Raw genomic sequence first — 20,708 nt, 5'->3', positions numbered from 1 at the left:
CGCACCGGTCGACACGGCTCGACGCACAACGACTCACCAGGGTAGCCGCCGCTCCCGACGGGGTCAAAGCCGCAGGCGCGCGGGCGCTGCGACCTCGGTCACGCCGGACTCAGCGGGCGCGCGCGACGCGGCCGGCGTCCCACACCGGCTCCGGCGTCTCGACGACCGCCCCGTCCTCGCCGAACACGAGGAACCGGTCGAACCCGCGGGCGAACCACCGGTCGTGCGTCACCGCCAGCACGGTGCCCTCGAACGCCGCGAGCCCCGCCTCGAGTGCCTCGCCCGAGTGCAGGTCCAGGTTGTCCGTCGGCTCGTCCAGCAGCAGCAGCGTGGCGCCGCCGAGCTCGAGCAGCAGGATGTGGAACCGCGCCTGCTGCCCGCCGGACAGCGTCTCGTACCGCTGCTCGGCGGAGTCGACCAGCTCGTAGCGGTCCAGCGCCTTGCTCGCGGGCTCGCGCCCCATCCCGGACCGGCGCCCCTCGCCCCGGTGCAGGATGTCCAGCAGCGTGCGGCCGGCGAACGCGGCGTCCTGCGCGTGCTGCCGGTTCTGCGCGAAGAACCCGGGCACGACGCGCGAGCCCAGCCGCGCGACGCCGGTGTGCCGCACGGACGCGATCGGCAGGTCGCCGTCGGCCGGTGCCTGCTCCGGCTGGGGGTCCGTGCCCCCGGCGGCCAGCAGCCGCAGGAAGTGCGACTTGCCCGACCCGTTGGACCCGAGCACCGCGACGCGCTCGCCGAACCACACCTCCAGGTCGAACGGCCGCATCAGGCCGGTCAGCTCCAGGCCCTCGGCGACGACGGCGCGCTTGGCGGTGCGGCCGCCGCGCAGCCGCACGCGGACCTGCTGGTCGCGCGCGACGACCTCGGGCGGGCCGGCCTCCTCGAACTTGCGCAGGCGGGTCTGCGCCGCGGAGTAGCGCGACGCCAGCCCGTCGTTGAACGCCGCCTTGGTCTTGAGGGTCTGCACGAGCGTGATCAGCTTCGCGTGCTCCTCGTCCCACCGGCGGGCGAGCTCGGCCAGCCGGTCGCGGCGCGCGTCCCGGGCCGCGGTGTACGTGGTGAACGTGCCGCCGTGCACCCAGACGGTCGCCCCGGTGCGCGCGGGCTCGAGCGTCGCCACGTGCGTCGGCACCCGGGACAGCAGCTCGCGGTCGTGGCTGACCAGCAGCACGGTCTTCGGGCTGGCGAGCAGCCGCTCCTCCAGCCAGCGCTTGGTGGGCACGTCGAGCGCGTTGTCCGGCTCGTCGAGCAGCAGCACCTCCTGCGGGCCGCGCAGCAGCGCCTCCAGGACCAGCCGCTTCTGCTCCCCGCCGGACAGCGTGCGCACGGCCCGGTGCTGCGCGCGGTCGAACGGCACGGACAGCACCGCGTCCGTCACCCGGTCCCAGTCGGCCTCGACCTCGTAGCCGCCGACGTCCGCCCAGTCCGCGAGCGCCTGCGCGTACCGCATCTGCGACGGCTCGTCGTCGACCTCCATCATCCGCAGCTCGGACGCGGTCAGCTCGGCGGCCGCCGCCCCGATCGCCCCGGTGGCCAGGGACGCGAGCAGGTCGCGGACGGAGCGGTCGTCGTCGATCCGGCCGACGTCCTGCCGCATCACGCCGAGCCCGCCCGTGCGCACCACGGCGCCCTCGTGCGGCTGCTCGTCGCCGGCGACGATCCGCAGCAGCGTGGACTTGCCCGCGCCGTTCGGCCCGACCAGCGCGGCGCGCTGGCCCTCGCCGACCCGCAGGTCCACGCCGCCCAGCAGCGGTCGACCGTCGGGGAGCACGTAGCGCACGTCGTGCACCTCGAGATGACCCATGCCGCCGATCGTCCCAGGACCGCGCGCAGGTCGGAAATCCTGTGCGCACCGGTGGCAGCCGACGGGGTGCGGTGCCACGCTCGACGCATGAGCGGAGACACCCCTGCCACCAGCACCGACCCGGCCACCGGCACCGAGGGCGACGACAACCAGCTCCCCGGCGAGGACACCATGTCCGACCGGGGCGTCGACCCCCTGGACGAGGGCTTCACGCTGCCCGAGCGTCCGCGCCCGGAGGTCTCCCACTGGGGCGAGACGCCCTGGGAGGAGTCGCACGGCGAGACCCTCGACCTGCGCATCGCCCAGGAGGAGCCCGAGGTCTGGGAGACCGAGCAGCAGACCGACCCGAACCGCGCGGGCCGCCTCACCGAGGACGACGACGCGGTCGAGGCCGGCGGCAACGACCAGTTCGCCGTCGACGCGGGCATCGACGGCGGTGCGGCGGGAGCCGAGGAGGCCGCCATGCACGTCGTCGACGAGGAGTCCTGACGGACGTCCCCTCGCGGCGCTGAGGGCGCGGGCGGCGGGCCGGGTGCGGGGGCACCGGCGCCCGCCGCACGCGCGTGCGTGCGTCAGCCCTCGCGCAGCGGGTGCGCCTGCACGTCGTCGGCCGACCGCGTCGCGCGGGTCCGCACCTGCCGCTCGGCGAGCTGCTCGTCCGGCGGGTAGACGACCTCCTCCAGCGTGAGGCCGTGCGCGGCGACGACCGCGCCGCCGGGGTCGCGCCGGCCGCCGACCAGCAGCTCGGCGGGCCAGTCCACGCCGCGCCGCCGCTCCCCCACCGCCAGGCTCGCGCCGACCAGCGCCCGCACCATGCTGTGGCAGAACGCGTCGGCACGGACCGTCGCCACGACCAGCCCCGCGTCGGGGCCGTCCGCGGGCCGCTCCCAGGTGAGCTCGTCGAGCGTGCGGATGGTCGTCGCCCCCGGCCGCGGCTTGCAGTACGCGGCGAAGTCGTGCCGGCCCAACACCCGCGCCGCGGCCTCGTGCATCGCCGCGACGTCCAGCGGACGCCGCGTCCACAGCACGTGGTGCCGGCGCAGGGGGTCGCGCAGCGCGTGGTCGTCGCACACCCGGTACACGTACCGGCGGGCGACCGCCGAGAACCGGGCGTCGAACCCCTCGGGGGCCACCGAGACGCGGGTCGCGACGACGTCCGGGGGCAGCACGCCGGCCAGGCGGACCAGCAGGGACTCCTCGGGCCCGCGGTCGGAGCGCCCGGGCACGAGCGCCCACGCACCGGCCGGCACGTCGACGTGCAGCACCTGCCCGCGCGCGTGCACGCCGGCGTCGGTCCGGCCGGCGACCGTCACCCGGGGCGGCGCCTCGCCGCGGTGCTCCGAGCGCAGCACCAGCGCCAGGCCGTCCTCGACGACGCCCTGCACCGTGCGCAGGCCGGGCTGCCGCGCCCAGCCCGCGAACCCCGTGCCGTCGTACGCGAGGTCCACGCGGACGCGCACCGTCGCGCTGTCGGGGTCGGGCAGGGGCACGTGGTCGTCGGCGAGCTGGTCGGGCACCCACCGAGCGTACGGGGCGCGGGCTGCTCTACCCTCGACCGGTGCCCGACGCCACGTCCCCCCGGACGACCCCGTACACCCTCGCCGTCGACTGCGGGGGCGGCGGCATCAAGGCGTCCGTCCTCGACGCGTCCGGCACCCTGCACGCCCCGGCGCTGCGCGTGCCCACCCCGTACCCGCTGCCGCCCGAGCGGCTGGTGGACACCATCGCCGACATCGCCGCCCGGCTGCCCGAGTTCCAGCGCGCCACCGTCGGCATGCCGGGGATGATCCGGCACGGCGTCGTCGTCGCCACCCCGCACTACGTGACGCGCTCCGGCCCGCACACCCGCGTCGACCCCGAGCTGGTCGCCGCCTGGTCCGGGTTCGACATCCGGGCGGCCGTAGAACGCCGGCTCGCGGTCAGCACGCTCGTGCTGAACGACGCGGAGGTGCACGGCGCGGGCGTCGTCTCCGGCACGGGGGTGGAGCTGGTCCTGACCCTCGGCACCGGCCTGGGCTCCGCGCTGTTCGACGGCGGTCGCGTCGCCCCGCACCTGGAGTGGTCGCACGCCCCGGTCCGGCGCAGCACCACCTACGACGAGTACATCGGGCAGATCCAGCGCGCCCGGCTCGGCGACGCGCTCTGGTCCCGCCGCGTCCGGCAGGTCGTCGAGGGGCTGCGGCCCGTCGTGCTGTGGGACCGGCTGTACCTGGGCGGCGGCAACTCCCGGCAGATCACGCCGCAGGTGCTCGCGCGGCTCGGGGACGACGTGGTCGTGGTGCCGAACCAGGCGGGCATCGTCGGCGGCGTCCGCGCCTGGCAGCTGGGCGCCTGACGCGCAGAGCCCGTCGCCGAGCGGGCACCAGATGTCCCCTCAGCCCGGCCGGAAGGGACATCTACTGCCCGCTCGGCGCTCCGCGGGGGACGCGGGCGGTGCCGGAGAGCTGGTCGATCGCGTCGAGGAGGACGCGCGTGAAGCCCACCGGGGCCGCGAGCGAGACCAGGTGCGTGGCGCCCGGGACGATCACGAGCCGCCCGTCCCGGCACGCCCGCAGGAACCGGCGCTCCTCGCCGCGGAAGTGGTCGTAGCGCCCGTTCACCAGCCACACCGGCGCCTGCACCCGGGCCAGGTCCGCGACCGGCGTCGCGTCGCGCATCTCGCGCAGGACGTCGTCGACCACGTCGAGCGCGAACCCGCCCGCCGCGACGTCCCGCGCGGCGTCGGCGGTGAGCACCCGGTCGACCATGCCCTGGTTCAGCCCGGCGCCGGCGTCGGGCAGCCGCGCGATCCCGCGGGCGAGCAGCGCCCACCCGTCCACCAGGGCGACCAGCGGCCGCGTGGAGCACGACGCGGCCACCAGACCGGTCACCTGGTCCGGGTGCCGCGCGGCGTGCGCGATCGCCACGTAGCCGCCGAGCGACAGACCGACGACGAGCGCCCGCCCGCCGACCTCGGCCACCCCGTCCGCGACCGCCGTCACGGCACCGTCGAGCGTGAACCGCTCGCCCCGGCGGGCGCCGTGGCCCGGCAGGTCGACCGCCAGGGCCGGGGAGCCGTACGCCCCGAGCGCGTCGACCTGGGCGCGCCACATCGTCCGGGACGTGCGCAGCCCGTGCACCAGGACGACGGGGACGCTCATGCTCCGACCGTACCGAGCGCGGCCGGACGCGACAGGGCCCGGGCCGCGAGCGTGTGCTCGCGGGCCCGGGCCCTGTCGGTGCTGCCGGTGGATCAGGCCTTGTCGGCCTCGTCCTTGGTGTCAGCGGCCTCGGCCTCGGGGGCGTCGGTCGCGGTCGCCTCGGTGGTGTCCTCGGCCGGGGTCTCCTCGACCGGGGTCTCCTCGGCCTTCGGGGCGGCCTTCGCGGCGGCCTTGGTGGCCTCGCGGACGACGGCCTGCTTCGGCGAGACGGGCTCGAGGACGAGCTCGATCACGGCCATCGGCGCGTTGTCGCCCTTGCGGGGGCCGATCTTCGTGATGCGGGTGTAGCCACCCGCACGCTCGGTCATCTGCGGGGCGATCTCCACGAACAGCTCGTGGACGACCGACTTGTCGCGGACGACGGTCATGACGCGACGGCGGGCGTGCAGGTCACCGCGCTTGGCGAAGGTGATCAGGCGCTCGGCGAGCGGACGCAGGCGCTTGGCCTTGGTCTCGGTCGTCGTGATCCGCTTGTGCTCGAACAGCGCCGTGGCCAGGTTGGCCAGGATCAGCCGCTCGTGCGCCGGTCCGCCACCGAGCCGGGGACCCTTGGTGGGCGTAGGCATGTTTGTTGCTCCTTGGTTCCAGTGATGGGCGTGCGGGACTGCTCAGCCCCGCCTCCCCGGCGTCAGTACTGCTCGTCCTCGGTGAAGTCGCCCTCGTCGCCGTCGTAGTACGCGGCGGCGGTGGGGTCGAAGTCGAGCGGGCTGTCCTTGAGGGACAGGTTGAGCTCGGCCAGCTTCTCCTTGACCTCGGTGATCGACTTCGCACCGAAGTTGCGGATGTCGAGCAGGTCGGCCTCGGAACGCGCCACGAGCTCGCCCACCGTGTGGATGCCCTCGCGCTTGAGGCAGTTGTACGACCGGATGGTCAGCTGCAGGTCCTCGATCGGCAGCGCCAGGTCCGCGGCCAGCGCCGCGTCCGTCGGCGACGGGCCGATCTCGATGCCCTCGGCCTCGACGTTCAGCTCGCGGGCCAGGCCGAAGAGCTCGACCAGGGTCTTGCCCGCCGAGGCGAGCGCGTCCCGCGGGCTGATGGCCGGCTTGGTCTCGACGTCGACGATCAGCTTGTCGAAGTCGGTCCGCTGCTCGACACGCGTCGCCTCGACCTTGTAGGTCACCTTGAGGACCGGCGAGTAGATCGAGTCGACCGGGATGCGGCCGATCTCGGCCTCGTACGACTTGTTCTGGTTGGCCGACACGTAGCCACGGCCGCGCTCGACGGTCAGCTCGATCTCGAGCTTGCCCTTCTCGTTCAGCGTGGCGAGGTGCAGGTCCGTGTTGTGGACCTCGACGCCGGCCGGCGGCACGATGTCCGCCGCGGTCACGTCACCCGCACCCTGCTTGCGCAGGTACATCACGACCGGCTCGTCGTTCTCCGAGGAGACGACGAGGTTCTTGATGTTGAGGATGATCTCGGTGACGTCCTCCTTGACGCCCGGCACCGTGCTGAACTCGTGCAGCACGCCGTCGATCCGGATGCTCGTCACGGCTGCGCCCGGGATGGACGACAGCAGGGTCCGGCGCAGGGAGTTGCCGAGCGTGTAGCCGAAGCCCGGCTCGAGCGGCTCGATGGAGAACCGCGACCGGTACTCCGAGATGACCTCTTCGGTCAGGGTGGGGCGCTGTGCGATGAGCACTTCGGGGTTCCTCTCAGCGTGCGTCCGCCATATGACGCAGCGCAGGTGTACTCGCTGGCCGGCTCGGGTCTCGGTCCACCCGGACGACCGGCCGGCACCGCAGCGGGCGGGGGATCGCTCCCCCGCCCACGGCGGCCCGGCTACGGGGTGTCAGACGCGACGGCGCTTCGGCGGACGGCAGCCGTTGTGGGCCTGCGGCGTCACGTCCTGGATCGAGCCGACCTCGAGGCCGGCCGCGGTCAGGGAGCGGATCGCGGTCTCGCGACCGGAGCCGGGGCCCTTGACGAAGACGTCGACCTTCTTCATGCCGTGCTCGGCGGCCTTGCGCGCGGCGGCCTCGGCGGCCATGCCCGCGGCGTAGGGCGTCGACTTGCGCGAGCCCTTGAAGCCCACGTCGCCGCCGGACGCCCAGGAGATCACGGCGCCGCTCGGGTCGGTGATCGAGATGATCGTGTTGTTGAACGTGCTCTTGATGTGCGCCTGGCCGTGGGAGACGTTCTTCTTCTCCTTGCGGCGCGGCTTGCGCACGGAACTACGGGTCTTCGGAGGCATCTGCTCGTTCTCTCTCGCTGCTCAGTGAGGTCGGGAGTCCGTCGCGGCGCGGGCGCTGGGCGCCCGGCGTGCCGCGGACGGGCTACTTCCGGCCGGCCTTCTTCTTGCCGGCGACGGTGCGCTTCGGGCCCTTGCGGGTACGCGCGTTGGTCTTCGTGCGCTGGCCGCGCACGGGGAGCCCGCGGCGGTGACGCAGACCCTCGTAGCTGCCGATCTCGACCTTGCGGCGGATGTCCGCGGCGACCTCACGGCGCAGGTCACCCTCGAGCTTGAAGTTGCCCTCGAGGTAGTCACGCAGGGTGACGAGCTGGGCGTCGTCCAGGTCCTTGACCCGGACGTCCGGGCTGATGCCGGTCGCGGCCAGGGTCTCCTGGGCGCGGGTCCGGCCGACCCCGTAGATGTAGGTGAGCGCGATCTCGAGCCGCTTCTCGCGGGGGAGGTCGACGCCGACAAGACGTGCCATGTGCCTTCCGGCTCCTTGGACTGCTTCGGAGGTCTGCCGCACCGTCCTCCCGCCTGGCGGCGGGCCCTGGCCTCCGAGCCAGGGGTTCACCGGCGTGCGTCCGCCTCACGAGGCGGGCGCGGTGCCGGTTCGGCGGTGCGCTGGTGGCCGTCCCTGGGACCAGGGTCCGGCCGGGGTGCTGCTCGACCAGTGCCGAGCGGCAGGGCGTGTCAGCCCTGGCGCTGCTTGTGGCGCAGGTTCTCGCAGATCACCTGGACGCGACCGTGCCGGCGGATCACCTTGCACTTGTCGCAGATCTTCTTGACGCTGGGCTTGACCTTCATGGCCTGTTCCTCCGCCGCCGATGCGCCCCGGTCCTTGCGGGCGGCAAGGGCATGGTCGACGGCGATGCTCGTTCGGTCGATTTACTTGTAGCGGTAGACGATGCGCCCGCGGGACAGGTCGTACGGGCTCAGCTCGACCACCACCCGGTCCTCGGGGAGGATCCGGATGTAGTGCTGGCGCATCTTGCCCGAGATGTGGGCGAGCACCTTGTGACCGTTGGTCAGCTCCACGCGGAACATCGCGTTCGGCAGAGCCTCGATCACGCTGCCCTCGATCTCGATGACACCGTCCTTCTTCGCCATGTCCTCCGCTAACTCTTGTCCTGAACTTCCAGCCCACGTCCGCGGGACCGGCGGTGAGGCCGGTGGTCCGTGCGACGTGGCGGGCGCTGTCCCGCAACCGGCGACCGGCCCGCCAGCGCGCGACCGTGCCGCATCTGCGGCGTGATCGGGCTCGGACGGGACGTGCGGCGACGACAGGGCGCACACCCAACGGACGATCTTACTCCATCGGACCGCGCAGACGAAACGCGGCCGCGCGCCTGCCGGCCGGACGCGGATCCGTCCGCGACACTCCGCCCCCGGCGCACCGCAGCCAGCACGGGGCCCGACGCGGGACGCGCCGTCGGGGTGTGCAACGCGGGCCGGCCCGGGATCCTTCCCCCCCGGGCCGGCGCCCGTCCCGGCCGCCGCGCTCCCGCACCTCGCGCCGGGGTCTCGACCGCCCGCCCGGCCCGCCCGCGATCGCGGCCTACCCGGCGAGTGTCCAGAAGCTGCCGGACAAACGGCCCATTCCGACGGAGTTCGTGGACACTCGCCGGGCGGAGCACCGCGCGCGAGCCCGACGGAGCACCGCGCGGGTGCGCGAGTGCGCGAGTGCGCGGCGCGGCGCGCCACGGGTGCGCGAGTGCGCGGCGCGGCGCGCCACGGCCGTCAGCGGCGCGCCGCTCGGCGGCGGGTGGTCGCCGGCGCCAGCAGCAGGACGCCCAGCGCCACCAGCGCCGCGGCGAGGCCGAGCAGGACCGCCGCGCTCGCGCCGGTGGCGGCGAGCGGCCCGCCCCCGCCACCCGGCGCCGCCCCGACCGGCGCCGCCGGGTCGACCGGCGCCGCGGGGTCGCCGGGTGCGGGCTCGACGGGCTCGCTCCACGCCACGTCCTCGGCCGCCAGGACCTCGAACAGGTACCCGCGCCCCTCGACGTCCACCGTGGCGGTGTTCGTCACGTCGGACCCGGCGGCGGTCAGCCCGGTCACGATGCGCACCGTCGCGGACTCCCCCGCCGGGAGCGGGCCGTCGTGGTCGCACGTGACGTCGCGGTCGACCGCGACGCAGGAGAACCCGGCGCCGGTCGCGGACCGGAAGGTCAGGGCGCCCGGCAGCGCGTCCACGACGGTGAAGCCGGCGTAGGCGTCCTGGGTGCCGGTCGAGGCGACGGTCACGTCCCACGTGATCGAGTCGGTGGTCCGCGCGACGGCGGTCTTGCGCAGCGCCAGCTGCACGTCGTCCGCGAGCACCAGGCCGAAGTCGAGCGTGGTGTCCTGCTCGCCGCCGGCCAGCGCCCGGGCCGTCGCCGACCAGGTCGAGGAGTCCAGCGCAGGGTCCGACCCGGCGCCCGCCGCCGTCGGGGCGTACCCCGCCAGCGCGCGTGCCGAGGCGATCCGGTCGACCCGCACCACGTACTCCCCCGGCACCAGGCCCGTGAAGGCGTACCGGCCGTCGGCGTCCGTGGTCACCGGCGCGACGGTGCTGCCGCCGGCCGCGGTGACGGGGCGGCCGTCAGGGTGGCGCAGCTCGAGCACCACGCCCGGCAGCCCCGGCTCACCCGCGTCCTGGACCCCGTCCCGGTCCTGGTCGAACCAGACCAGGTGGCCCACGGCGACCGTCCGCTCGACGAGGCCCGCGTCCCAGGTCGGGTCGACGGACGTGGCGGTGAGTCCGTCCGCGGCCGTCGTGGCCCGCAGGCCGGTGGCGTCCGGTCCCACGGTGACGACCGCCGTGCGGGCCACCCCCGTGCCCGTCTCCTCGGCGTCCGAGTCGGCGTCGGCCGCCCCGGCGCGGACCGCGGTCCACGTGTACCGGGCGGCGTCCGCCGGCGCGAGCTCGAGCTCGACGCGGTAGTCGCCCGGCTCCAGCAGGTCGAACGACCACCGGCCGCCGCCGTCCGTCACCGTGGTCGCCAGCACCGCGTCGGCGGCGTCCAGCAGCCGCACGGTCACGCCGGGGAACGCCGGCTCGCCGTCGTCCTGGACGCCGTCGCGGTCCGTGTCCAGCCAGACCCGGTCGCCGAGCGCCCGCAGGGGGCGGAACCCGAAGTCCAGGGTGCCGTCGGTGCCGCCGCCGACCAGCGTCGCCGAGGTGGCGCTGCCGGCCGACGAGTCGGTCGCCGGGTCGCCCGTGCCCACGGGGCTCGGGCGGTAGGCGGCGAGCACCGTCGCCGAGGCGGCCTCGTCGACCGCCACCGTGTAGGCGCCGGGCAGCAGGCCGGTGAAGGCGTAGGCCCCGTCGGCGTCCGTCGTGACCGGGCCGACCGGGTTCCCGGCCAGGTCCGTCACCGGGTCCCCGTCGGTGCTCGTGAGCACGAGCACCACGCCCGGGAGACCGGGCTCGCCCGCGTCCTGCACGCCGTCGCCGTCCAGGTCGGACCACACGCGGTCACCCACCTGCACGGACCGCTCGACCAGTCCCGCGTCCCGGGTGGGGTCTGCGTAGTCGGCGTCGACGGCCGACCACACCGGGTCGCCCGCCAGGTCGGAGACCCGCGTCTCCCCCGCGCCGGGCGCGAGGGTGAACGGCGCCGTGCGGCCGAGCCGTGCCGTCACCGGCTCGACGTCCGAGTCGGCGGCCGCGTCGCCCGCGGCGGTGGGCGACGTGAACGTCCAGCGCCCGGCGAGCGCGTCCGGCAGCTCGACCTCGACCCGGTAGGTGCCGGGGTCGAGCGCGTCGACGACGTAGGCGCCCGCGGCGTCGGTGCTCGTGGTGTCCAGCACCGCGCCGTCCGCGTCGAGCAGGCGCACGGTGGCGCCCGGCGCGGGCTCCTCGGCCGGGTCCTGCAGCCCGTCGCGGTCCGCGTCGAACCAGACGCGGTCGCCGACGGCCAGCGGCCGCCACTGCAGCCCCGCGTCCCGGGTGGCGTCGACGAGCGTCGCCTCCAGGTCCGGGTGCGCGTCGCGCCACGCCTGCGGCAGGTCCGCGACGGCGACCACGCCGGCCGCGCCGGCCGTGAGGTCGACACCCGCGACCAGCGCGCCGCCGGCGTCCGGGACGGCGTCGGAGTCGACGTCGTCCAACCCGCGGCCGACGTCCGTGAACCGGTGCTGCGCGGCGAGCGCGGCGGGCAGGGTCAGGCGGACGTCGTAGACGCCGGCGGGCAGGCCGTCGACGAGCCAGGCGCCATCGGCGTCCGTCGTCGTCTCCCCCGCCCACACCGCGGACGGCCCGGTGCCCTGGTAGAGGTCGACGACGACGCCGCCCACCCCGGGCTCGCCGGTGCCCTGCACCCCGTCCCGGTCGGTGTCGAGCCACACCCGGTCGCCGACGGCGAGCAGGTCGCCCGCCCCGGCGGCGCGGGCCGCGGCGCGGACGCCGGCCTTGAGCGGCACGGAGGTGACGTCGACCGGCCGGCCGGCGGCGGCAGGGACGCGGAACGCGAAGGAGTTCCAGGCGTCGGAGCCGGCGCGCGCGCCGGTCAGCGGCGTCCGCATCGACCAGCCGACCCGCACGCTCTCGCCCGCGGAGAAGCTGTCGCCCGCGGCGAAGGTGACGACGAGCTTGAAGCCGGTGACCCGGGCGGCCTGCGCCGCCGGGACCGTCGTGCCCGGGGTCAGCGGCGTGCTGCTCCAGCTGCCCGGGACCGGGTCGAACGCCGCCGTCGGCGCGAGGCCGCCCGCGCGGTAGTCGGCGGTGGTCGTGTGGACCGCCAGCGTGGCGCCGGCCGGCAGGCCGGGCACGGACGCGAGGGTCGGCACGACGCCGTCCCACACCGGCCGCCACAGGCTGCCGCGCGAGCCCGTCGCGCTGCCGTCCATCGCCGGGTAGTCGCCGGTGGTGGGCAGCATGTCGACCAGCTCGAGCCGCCCGGTCGTGATCGAGGCGCGGCTGCTCACCTGGACCTGCCAGCTCGTGACCGAGCCCGGTGCGGCGAGCACCGCGCACGGGTACCGGTACCAGTCGGCGTCGGCGCCGGTGCCGCGCGGGGTGCACGCGCTCGACGCGCCGGGCCGTGCGGGCGTCGTGCGGACGGCGCCGGAGCCGGTGCCCTTGACCCACTTCTCGGACAGGTAGACGTTCGCGCCGCCGATGACCAGCGCGCCGGAGCGGGCGAGGCAGCCCTCCGCGGCCACGTCGTACGTGCCCGGTGTGCAGCCGACGCCGCCGTCGGACCCGCTCGGCGCAGCCTGCACCGGTCGGGACGCGGAGGTCGCGGTGGCGGTGTTGACGATCGAGGTGGTCGACAGGTCGGTGGCGACCCGCGCCCACAGCAGGATCTCGGCCGAGGCCCCCGGTGCCAGCCGGTCGTCGGGGCCGAACGTGAAGGTGACCGTCGTCCCGTCGGTCGTGACGACCGGTGCGGCGAGCGGCCCCTGGACGGTCCACGGCTGCTGCCCCGCAGGGGCGGTGCCGACCTCCAGCGAGCCGTCCTCGGGCAGCAGGTCGGTGACCACGAGGCCGGTGAGGTCCGCGGTCCCCGCCGCGGTGTTCGTCACCGTGATGCGGTACTGCACGTGGTCGCCCGGCGCGTGCGCGCCCGAGGTGACCTCGGCCTTCTGCACGCCGAGGGTGGCGAGGCCGGCGTGCACGGTGACCGTGACGTCCTGCGTCGTCTGCGCGGAAGAGGACAGCCCGTCGCGGACCGCCTGCGCGGTGACGCGGTTGCTGACCACGCCGCGGGCGGACTCGCCCGGGTTCGTGCCGAGCTCGGGCGCGCCCTGGTAGCGCCACGCGCCGGCACCGACGGCGCTGGGCAGGCCGCCGGTGCGCAGCTCCTCGCGGAGGACCCCGGACAGCGTCGCCTGGCCGAAGCCCTGCCCCGGCGCGGTGATCCGGCCGCCGCCGGTGTCCGCGAACCGCAGGCGCACGGCGATCACGTCCGCGGCGTCGAGCCCGCGCGCCGCGGCCAGCGCGGCGAGGTCCCAGGTGCTCCCGGACGCGCCGGAGGCCCAGGACTGCCAGTCCGCCGTGCCGCCGACCGGGCCGGTGTAGGTGCCGTCGGCACCGACCTCCAGGTCGGCACCCGCCACCAGCACCTCGAGCGCCGCGGTCTCGGCGCCCGTGGGCAGCCGGTCGACGCGCACCGTGCGCGCGGCGACGGCGTTGAAGAACCGCGCGTCCGCGTCGGTCACAAGCAGCTGGTCGGCCTCCGTGACGCCGAAGTTCTGCGCGGACAGCACCGCGGTGACCGCCGGCGTGGCGGCGTCGCGCTGCACGTCGACCGGGGTGACGTCGAGCACCGGGAAGGCGACGACCTCGGGGTCGCGGACGGACGTGCTCGCCGCCGCGCGCGCCGTGACCACCTGCGGGTCGCAGCCGGGCACGGGCGCGGGGCTGCCGGACTCGTCGGCGCAGACGCGCGCGTCGGAGACCCGGGCCTCCACCTCGTTGCCGACCGTCAGGCCCGCCGGGGTGGCCGCGCCGGTGACGCGGTTCTCCGGCAGCAGCCGGGTCGCCAGCTGCAGGGTCGCGGGCCGGTTCGCGGCGATCCGGCCGGTGTACCGGACCTGGACCCCGACGACGTCGGCGAGCTGGCTCGCGTCGTACCCGAGCGCGACCGCGCCGGTGACCGGGGCCGACGGCGTGACGCCGCCGTCGCCCGCGACGCGGTACAGCACGACCTGGACGCCCGAGGCGCCCGTGACGGCGGCGGCGTCGGACAGCTGGGCGATGTCGGTGATGGCGAACTGCGCGAACGGGTCGTCGGCCGCGAGCGCGTTCGTGGTGTCGATCCCGCGCGGCTCGGTGACCGTGAGCGCGTCCACCCGCGTGGTGGCGGTGCTGCGGCCGGTCACGGTCAGGACGGCGGACGGCCACATGTCGGCCGCGGCGCCGGGGCCCTCGACGGGGAGCGCGAGCTCGTCGAGGTCGGTGCTGGGCTCGAGCGGGGTGCCGTTGGCGTCGCGCAGCCAGGTCTTCGTCGCGGCGGCGCCGAGCGAGGCGGCCTGCACCTGGTACGTCCACCAGCCCGACCCGTTCACCGGCCCGCCGAGGTCCGTCGCGGTCCCGGCGCCGCCGGTGCCGGTCCAGCCGGTCACCCGGCCGGAGTTCGCGACCTGCCCCGCCGTGCCGCCGGTGTAGGCGAAGGCGTCGTTCACCGGGGTGCCGGTCGCGCGCGAGGTGTCGCGCAGCACCAGGGCCAGCTGCACCTGCCGCACCGGGCCGGCGGTCCGGGCCACGGCGCCGTCGGTCAGCGTCGGCAGCAGCGCCTGGCGCCAGTCCCCCGCCGCCAGCGCGGCGGTGCGCTCGGTGCCCGGCCGGGGCTCGTACACGAGCTGCACGCCGCCGACCCGGCCGAGGACCCCGGTCAGCGTCACGCCGGGGAACGCGCCGGCGTACGGGAACGCGCCCGCCGCGCTCGACCCGGCGAAGGTCACGTCGGTGCGGCCGCCGGACAGCGGCGCCCAGGCGGAGCCGGTCCACTCCTCGGTCCGCAGCGAGTGCCACGCGCCGCCGACGGCGTCGTACACGCGGACGTCGGCGACGCTGTCGAACGCCAGGTACGGGTCGTAGGCCGACCCCGCGACGGCCGCGGTGCCCGACGTGATCGGCAGCACGCGGCTCAGGTCGAAGCCGTCCCAGAAGCTCGCGTCGCCACCGGTGGCCGGGACGTCGTCGCCCGCGCCGAGCCCGTTGGCGTCCGCCACGACGACCGAGGTGTGCGCCTGCCCGTCGGTGCCCCAGGTGAGGGTCGCGACCGGCGTCGCGCCGGTGCCCTCGACGCCCTGGCGGCTGCTCAGCGTCTTGACCAGCGCGGTCTCGCCACCGGTGCCGGGGGCGACCGCGGTGACGCCGTCGGACACCCGGGTCACGGGGCTGGTGACGACGTTGCCCTCGACCGACGCCGACGAGGTCACCTGCGCGACGTTGGTCAGGGTGCTGTCGACGGCCCAGGTCCGGGCGTTCAGGTAGGTGTCCCGCACCGCGAAGGTGATCCGCGCGCGGGCGGTCGTGCCGTCCGCGAACGTCGCGCCGGGCGCCGCGGTCGTGACCAGCCGCATGCCGCGCCAGGACGCGGACCCCTGCAGGTCGTCCAGCGCCTGGGGGTAGTCCTGCCAGACGGGAGCGCCGGTGGTGTTCGTGTAGTACTCGACCGCCACGTCCGCGCCGGCCGGGGCCGCGCCGTCGACCGACACGGGGCGCATGACGTCCCACCAGGCCGCGCCGGTGGTGCCGCCGGTCGCCGCCGTGCGCGCCTGCGCGCTGTCCTCGACGGTCAGGGTGTCGGGCAGGTGCCCGCTGGCGCCGGCGCGCGCGACGGCCTCGAGCACGACCGTGGCGGTGCCGCCGCGGGTCGCGGCGTACGGCTCGACGACGTACTTGCTGCCGGCGACGCCGACGGTCGGCACCGCCACCGCCACGGTGGCCGCGGTGACCGGGCGGTTGCCGCTCTGCGCGGTGCGGGGGGTCGCCGCGGACCGGGCGCCGCCCAGCACGGTCGTCGCCACGGTGTGCGCGGCGTAGGACTCGGCCTGCGCGGCGGTGGCGGTGCGCAGCAGGTACGGCACGGACACGGACGCGCCCATCGGCACGGCGGCGCCGGTGCCCTCCAGCACGGCCGTAAACCCGGTGACCTCCGCCCAAGAGCCCACGCCGAACGCGGTGGGGTCGGTCGGCACGACGGGCGCCGCGGCGTCGAGGACGACGGCGGGCCGGGTGCCGCCGGTGGTGGTGGCGGACAGGACGACCCGGGCGGTGGCGCCCCCCAGGCCGGTGACGACGACGCCCGTCCCGTCGCCCGCGTCCCCGGCGCGCGCGGCGCCGAAGCCGGCGAACGTCAGGCCGGTGCCGAAGGTGCGGGCGTCGACGGCGGGCAGGTCGGGGTCGAGCAGGGTGTTCGTGGCCGTCACCTGGGCGGAGGTCGCCGGGACGACGACCTCGAGCCGCTCGACCGCGCGCCGGGACCAGTTGGTCCCGGCCGCGGCGGCCGCGACGAACCCGCCGCCGTAGACGGTGCCGTCGGACAGGGCGCGCAGGGTGGTCGCCGAGCCCCCGTACGGCCGCGGGTCGACGACGCGGAAGCCGCGGGTGTCGGTGCTGGTGCCCGACGTCGTCGCGCCGCGCCGGGCCGTGGTGGTCGCGGTGCCGGTCACGGCGAGCGTGTTCAGGTCGGACGCCGCGTCGAACGCCGCGGCCGGCGCGTTGGTCACGTAGTCGGCGGCCCCGGTGCGCGGCACGGGCGTGGCGGCGGTGCTGCCGTGCTCCCGCACGCCGACCACGACCGTGGCGCCGGTGGAGATCAGCGCGCCGTCCGCGGCCGTGAACACCAGCCGCAGGCCGGTCAGGGCCGCGCGGGTCGCGGGGTCGGTCCCGGCGAGCAGGTCAGCGGCGGCGCCGGGGGTGCCGGCCGGGACGGTGCCGAGCGCGGTCTCCGCGGGTGCGGACGACGCACCGGTCCAGCACCAGCCGGTGACCGTCACGGACGCGGCACCGGCCGGCCACGAGGTGACCGTGGCGGAGGTGAGGTCCGTCAGCATGCCGACGGTGCCGGCGGCGGGACGCGCGGCCGGGTCGCTGCCGCCCCAGGTCGTGGTGAGCGTGCTCGCCGGGTCGCCGGTGAGCGAGGAGACGACCGTGGCGGTGTTGGTCGGGCTCTCCGTGCCGTCGTCCACCCCCGACAGGTAGCCGGCGCGCGCCCACGACACCGCGGTCCCGGTACCGAGGTCCACCGGGAACTCGCCGGTCACCCGCACCCGGGAGGGCTGCCCGACGGCGCCCCGCCACGCCGGCGTCACCACGAGCGCGCCCTGCTGGGTCCCGCCCCCGGCCGGAGCCGTCAGCGCCGCGTCCAGCTTCAGGTCGCCCGAGACGCCCGAGGTCAGGCCGACCTCGCCGTCCCCCAGGTCCGACCGGAACGACACCCGGACGAGCGCGGCCTGCGTCGCGTCCGCGGTGGGCTGCGTGCCCGCCGCGTCGCGCCAGTACGCCACCTGGGCGTCGAGACCGGCGAGCGCGAGCGGGGTCGTGAGCCGCACCGACCCGAGCGCGAAGGTCATCGTCGCGTCGACGCACGCGGCCTCGTCGCTGGAGCACTCGTAGCGCAGCGTCGTCGAGAACGTGCCACCGGCCGGCGTCGCCGTGTACGCGCGGTCCGCGGCGTACGCGGGGTCCGCGACGGGCTGCGGTGCCGTCGCCGTCGCGCCCGAGGTCACGGCGAGGCCGTCGACCAGCAGGGCGGTGCCCTCGCCGGCGGCGACGGCGGCCGGCGCGCCGGTCCCCAGGACGAGGGGCGCGAGCAGGGCGCCGACGGCGGCGAGCACGGCGGGGCGGCGGAGGCGGTGCAGCAGGTTCATCACGGTCCGGGAGGTCGCGCGGGCGCGCGCCGACGGGACCGGACGCGCGGGGGGAACGCCATACCTTCGGTCCGGATCCAGTGAGGGATGAGTCCGGATTGGGGTGAAAGCACCCGGTTGTCTGTTTCGTCGGGCTCACCGTCGGGTGCTAGCACCCGACGCCGATCTCGATTTCACCCGCTCCCGGCGCGCACGTCCGCCGGCGCCGTGCGTCGCCGCCGGTCAGGCGCCTGAGCCGGACGACGACGCCCGCGTCACCTCGCGGCGCCCCCAGCGGCGGGGGGACGGCGGAGGCGACGCGGGCGCGTCGGTGGTGCGGTCGTGCGGGGCGCTCAGCCGAGCGGGGCCACCGTGACGCCGCGCGCGGCGAGCTCCGCCGCGCCGCCGTCGACGGCCGTGAGCACCCAGATGCCCCCGTCGTGCAGGGCGACCGAGTGCTCCCAGTGCGCGGCGCGCGAGCCGTCCGCCGTGACGACGGTCCAGTCGTCCTCGAGCACCTCGGTGGCGTGCGCCCCGCGGGTGATCATCGGCTCGATCGCCAGGCACATGCCCGGCTTGAGCCGCGACCCCCGGTCGCGGGTGCGGTAGTTCAGCACGTCCGGCGGCTGGTGCATGGCGGACCCGATGCCGTGCCCGACGTAGTCCTGGACGATGCCGAACGGCACGCCGTCGTTCGCTGCCGCGTCGGTGGCCTCGACCGCCTGCTCGACGGCCTCCCCCACCACGCCGAGCCGGTCGGCGATCCCCGCGCCCGACGCCAGCGCGGCGATGCCGTCCCACATCGCGCGCTCGGTCACCTCGGACAGCGCGACGTCGGCGGGGTCGGCCTCCGGCAGCACCACCGTGCACGCGGAGTCGCCGTGCCAGCCCTCGACGACCGCACCGCAGTCGATCGACACGACGTCACCGGGCTCCAGTACGCGGCCGGACGGGATGCCGTGCACGACCTCGTCGTTCACGGAGACGCAGATCGTCGCCGGGTAGTCGTGGTACCCGAGGAACGACGGCGTCGCACCCGCGTCCGCGATGACCTTCGCGGCCACCTCGTCCAGGTCCGCCGTAGTCGCCCCCGGGACCGCCGCGGCGCGCGCGGCGGCCAGGGCGTCGGCGACGACCAGGCCGGCCCGCCGCATGAGCAGCATCTGCTCCGGGGTCTTCAGCTCGATGCGATCGCGTCCGAACACGACGGCTCCTCCTCGCCGCGGCGGTCAGCCGCGCGACGCCAGCGCCGCGAGCAGCCGCTCGGTCACCGCGTCGACCTCGCCGATGCCGTCGACCTGCACCAGCAGGCCGCGCTCGGCGTAGAGGCCGGCGACCGGCGCGGTCTGCTCGGCGTACACGTCCAGGCGGTGCCGGATGACCGGCTCCGTGTCGTCCTCGCGGCCCTCGATCTCCGCGCGCTTCAGCAGGCGCTCGACGACCACGTCGGTGTCCGCCGTGATCTCCAGCGCGGCGTCCAGGTCCCGGCCGCTGTCGACGAGGATCGCCTCCAGCTCGGCGACCTGGGCGACGTTGCGCGGGTAGCCGTCGAGCAGGAAGCCCGCGGCGGCGTCCGGCTGCGCGAGCCGGTCGCGCACCATCGCGTTGGTGACCTCGTCCGGGACGAGCTCGCCGCGCGCGGTGTACGCCTGCGCGGTGCGGCCCAGCTCGGTGCCGCCGGTGATGTTCGCGCGGAAGATGTCCCCGGTCGAGATCGCCGGGACGCCGAGCTGCTCCGCGAGGCGCGCGGCCTGGGTGCCCTTGCCGGCCCCGGGCGGGCCGAGCAGGACGAGGCGTGCGGTGGACGGGGCCGTGCTCATCGGAGGAACCCTTCGTAGTGACGCTGCTCGAGCTGCGACTGGATCTGCTTCACCGTCTCCAGGCCGACGCCCACGACGATGAGGATCGACGAGCCGCCGAACGGGATGTTCGTGCCGACGCCCAGGACGATGAACGCGATCGTCGGGATCAGCGCGACCAGCGCGAGGTAGATGGACCCGGGCGCGGTGATGCGGGTGATCACGTAGTCCAGGTACTCGGCCGTCGGGCGGCCGGCGCGGATGCCGGGGATGAACCCGCCGTACCGCTTCATGTTGTCCGCGACCTCGTCCGGGTTGAACGTGATCGCCGTGTAGAAGTAGCAGAAGAAGATGATCAGCACGACGTACAGCGCGATGTGCAGCGGCGCGCCCGGGTCGGCGAGGTTGTTCGCGACCCACTGCTTCCAGCCCGCGGTCTGGTCGCCGAAGCCCGCGACCAGCGCCGGCACCTGCAGCAGCGAGGACGCGAAGATCACCGGGATGACGCCGGCCATGTTGATCTTGATCGGGATGTAGGTCGAGGACCCGCCGTAGGTGCGGCGGCCGACCATGCGCTTGGCGTACTGCACCGGGATGCGGCGCTGGGACTGCTCGACGAACACGACCAGGCCGATCACCAGCACGATGATCGCCATGATGATGAGGAACGCGCCGATGCCGCCGGAGCCGCCCGCGATCGACCACATGGCGCCCGGGAAGGACGCGGCGATCGAGGTGAAGATCAGCAGCGACATGCCGTTGCCGACGCCGCGCTCGGTGATGAGCTCGCCGAGCCACATGATCAGACCGGTACCGGCGGTCATCGTGATGATCATGATGAGCGTCGTGACGATGTCGCCGTCCGGGATCACGTCGACGGAGCAGCCGGCGAACAGCTGGCCGTTGCGCGCCGTGATGATGACGGTCGTCGCCTGCAGCACCGCGAGGCCGATCGTCAGGTAGCGCGTGTACTGCGTGAGCTTCGCGGTGCCGGACTGGCCCTCGCGGTGCAGCGCCTCGAACCGGGGGATCACCACGCGCAGCAGCTGGATGATGATGCTCGCCGTGATGTACGGCATGATCCCGAGCGCGAACACGGACAGCTGCAGCAGGGCGCCGCCGCTGAACAGGTTCACGAGGCCGAGCAGGCCCGCGCCCTCGCCGGCCTGCGCCTGGTCGATGCAGACCTGGACGTTCGGGTAGGACACGCCCGGGGTCGGCAGGAACGAGCCGATCCGGAAGACCACCATGATCCCGATCGTGAACAGCAGCTTGCGCCGCAGGTCGGGTGTCCTGAACGCCCGCACGAATGCGCTGAGCACGTGTCCTCCTGCTCCGCCGAAGCGGGATGTCGTGTCACCGGCGCGGCGCGCCGTCGTCGGCCGGGCGCTGTGAGCGCCCGACACCCTGCCGAACCCTAACGGACTTCCGGGCCCGGTCCGGCATCCCCG

General features: G+C 75.4%; 15 protein-coding genes. 2 read left to right on the top strand and 13 right to left on the bottom strand.

All coding sequences use genetic code 11. From position 1 onward, the window contains the following. Window positions 1-109: 109 nt before the first annotated feature. A complete protein-coding gene (locus AC1050_RS12455; RefSeq protein ID WP_482387705.1) occupies window positions 110-1,804 on the bottom strand; it encodes an ABC-F family ATP-binding cassette domain-containing protein in 1,695 nt (564 codons plus the stop codon). An 87-nt stretch (window positions 1,805-1,891) separates the two neighbouring features. On the opposite strand from AC1050_RS12455, the gene AC1050_RS12450 reads away from it, so the two are divergent. Then, window positions 1,892-2,293, top strand: a complete 402-nt coding sequence (locus AC1050_RS12450) for a DUF5709 domain-containing protein (RefSeq protein ID WP_482387704.1) — start codon at window positions 1,892-1,894, stop codon at window positions 2,291-2,293. Between the two features lie 83 nt (window positions 2,294-2,376). Here AC1050_RS12450 and AC1050_RS12445 read toward each other — a convergent pair whose 3' ends face one another. Then, window positions 2,377-3,321: a tRNA pseudouridine synthase A gene (locus tag AC1050_RS12445; protein WP_482387703.1), complete on the bottom strand. Its 945-nt coding sequence runs from the start codon at window positions 3,319-3,321 to the stop codon at window positions 2,377-2,379. A gap of 41 nt (window positions 3,322-3,362) precedes the next feature. Here AC1050_RS12445 and AC1050_RS12440 point away from each other — a divergent pair, with 41 nt between their 5' ends. Next, window positions 3,363-4,139: an ROK family protein gene (locus tag AC1050_RS12440; protein WP_482387702.1), complete on the top strand. Its 777-nt coding sequence runs from the start codon at window positions 3,363-3,365 to the stop codon at window positions 4,137-4,139. Window positions 4,140-4,200: 61 nt separating this feature from the next. Here AC1050_RS12440 and AC1050_RS12435 read toward each other — a convergent pair whose 3' ends face one another. The 11 genes from AC1050_RS12435 to secY form a co-directional block, all read right to left on the bottom strand. Then, window positions 4,201-4,944 carry an alpha/beta fold hydrolase gene (locus tag AC1050_RS12435; protein WP_482387701.1) on the bottom strand — a complete coding sequence of 248 codons (744 nt, stop codon included), beginning with the start codon at window positions 4,942-4,944 and terminating at the stop codon, window positions 4,201-4,203. Between the two features lie 92 nt (window positions 4,945-5,036). Continuing rightward, window positions 5,037-5,570 (bottom strand): 50S ribosomal protein L17, encoded by a 534-nt coding sequence (gene rplQ, locus AC1050_RS12430; RefSeq protein ID WP_482387700.1) that lies wholly within the window; start codon window positions 5,568-5,570, stop codon window positions 5,037-5,039. Between the two features lie 62 nt (window positions 5,571-5,632). Next, window positions 5,633-6,643, bottom strand: coding sequence for a DNA-directed RNA polymerase subunit alpha (locus AC1050_RS12425; protein WP_482387699.1), 1,011 nt, complete (start codon window positions 6,641-6,643; stop codon window positions 5,633-5,635). Window positions 6,644-6,793: 150 nt separating this feature from the next. Next, window positions 6,794-7,195: a 30S ribosomal protein S11 gene (rpsK, locus tag AC1050_RS12420; RefSeq protein WP_147794341.1), complete on the bottom strand. Its 402-nt coding sequence runs from the start codon at window positions 7,193-7,195 to the stop codon at window positions 6,794-6,796. 82 nt (window positions 7,196-7,277) lie between these two features. After that, the gene (gene rpsM, locus AC1050_RS12415; protein ID WP_454049672.1) at window positions 7,278-7,658 is read right to left on the bottom strand and encodes a 30S ribosomal protein S13; all 381 of its coding nucleotides are present in this window, start codon (window positions 7,656-7,658) and stop codon (window positions 7,278-7,280) included. A 209-nt stretch (window positions 7,659-7,867) separates the two neighbouring features. Further along, a complete protein-coding gene (gene rpmJ / locus AC1050_RS12410; RefSeq protein ID WP_013117849.1) occupies window positions 7,868-7,981 on the bottom strand; it encodes a 50S ribosomal protein L36 in 114 nt (37 codons plus the stop codon). 81 nt (window positions 7,982-8,062) lie between these two features. Then, on the bottom strand, window positions 8,063-8,284 hold the full coding sequence (infA, locus tag AC1050_RS12405) for a translation initiation factor IF-1 (protein WP_146838576.1): 222 nt from the start codon (window positions 8,282-8,284) through the stop codon (window positions 8,063-8,065). Between the two features lie 630 nt (window positions 8,285-8,914). Continuing rightward, window positions 8,915-17,479, bottom strand: coding sequence for an SdrD B-like domain-containing protein (locus tag AC1050_RS12400; RefSeq protein ID WP_482387698.1), 8,565 nt, complete (start codon window positions 17,477-17,479; stop codon window positions 8,915-8,917). Window positions 17,480-17,811: 332 nt separating this feature from the next. Further along, entirely contained in the window at window positions 17,812-18,663 is an 852-nt protein-coding gene (map, locus tag AC1050_RS12395; RefSeq protein WP_482387697.1) for a type I methionyl aminopeptidase, read from the bottom strand. Between the two features lie 24 nt (window positions 18,664-18,687). Continuing rightward, complete coding sequence (locus AC1050_RS12390) at window positions 18,688-19,278, bottom strand: adenylate kinase (RefSeq protein ID WP_482387696.1); 591 nt, start codon at window positions 19,276-19,278, stop codon at window positions 18,688-18,690. Further along, window positions 19,275-20,579 (bottom strand): preprotein translocase subunit SecY, encoded by a 1,305-nt coding sequence (gene secY / locus AC1050_RS12385; RefSeq protein ID WP_482387695.1) that lies wholly within the window; start codon window positions 20,577-20,579, stop codon window positions 19,275-19,277. Before secY ends, AC1050_RS12390 begins: the two co-directional genes overlap by 4 nt. Between the last annotated feature and the right edge of the window lie 129 nt (window positions 20,580-20,708).

The organism is Cellulomonas sp. NEAU-ZC6, assembly GCF_056844425.1.
Note: the sequence above shows the minus strand (reverse complement) of the source record. Positions and strands in the feature narration are given on the sequence as shown.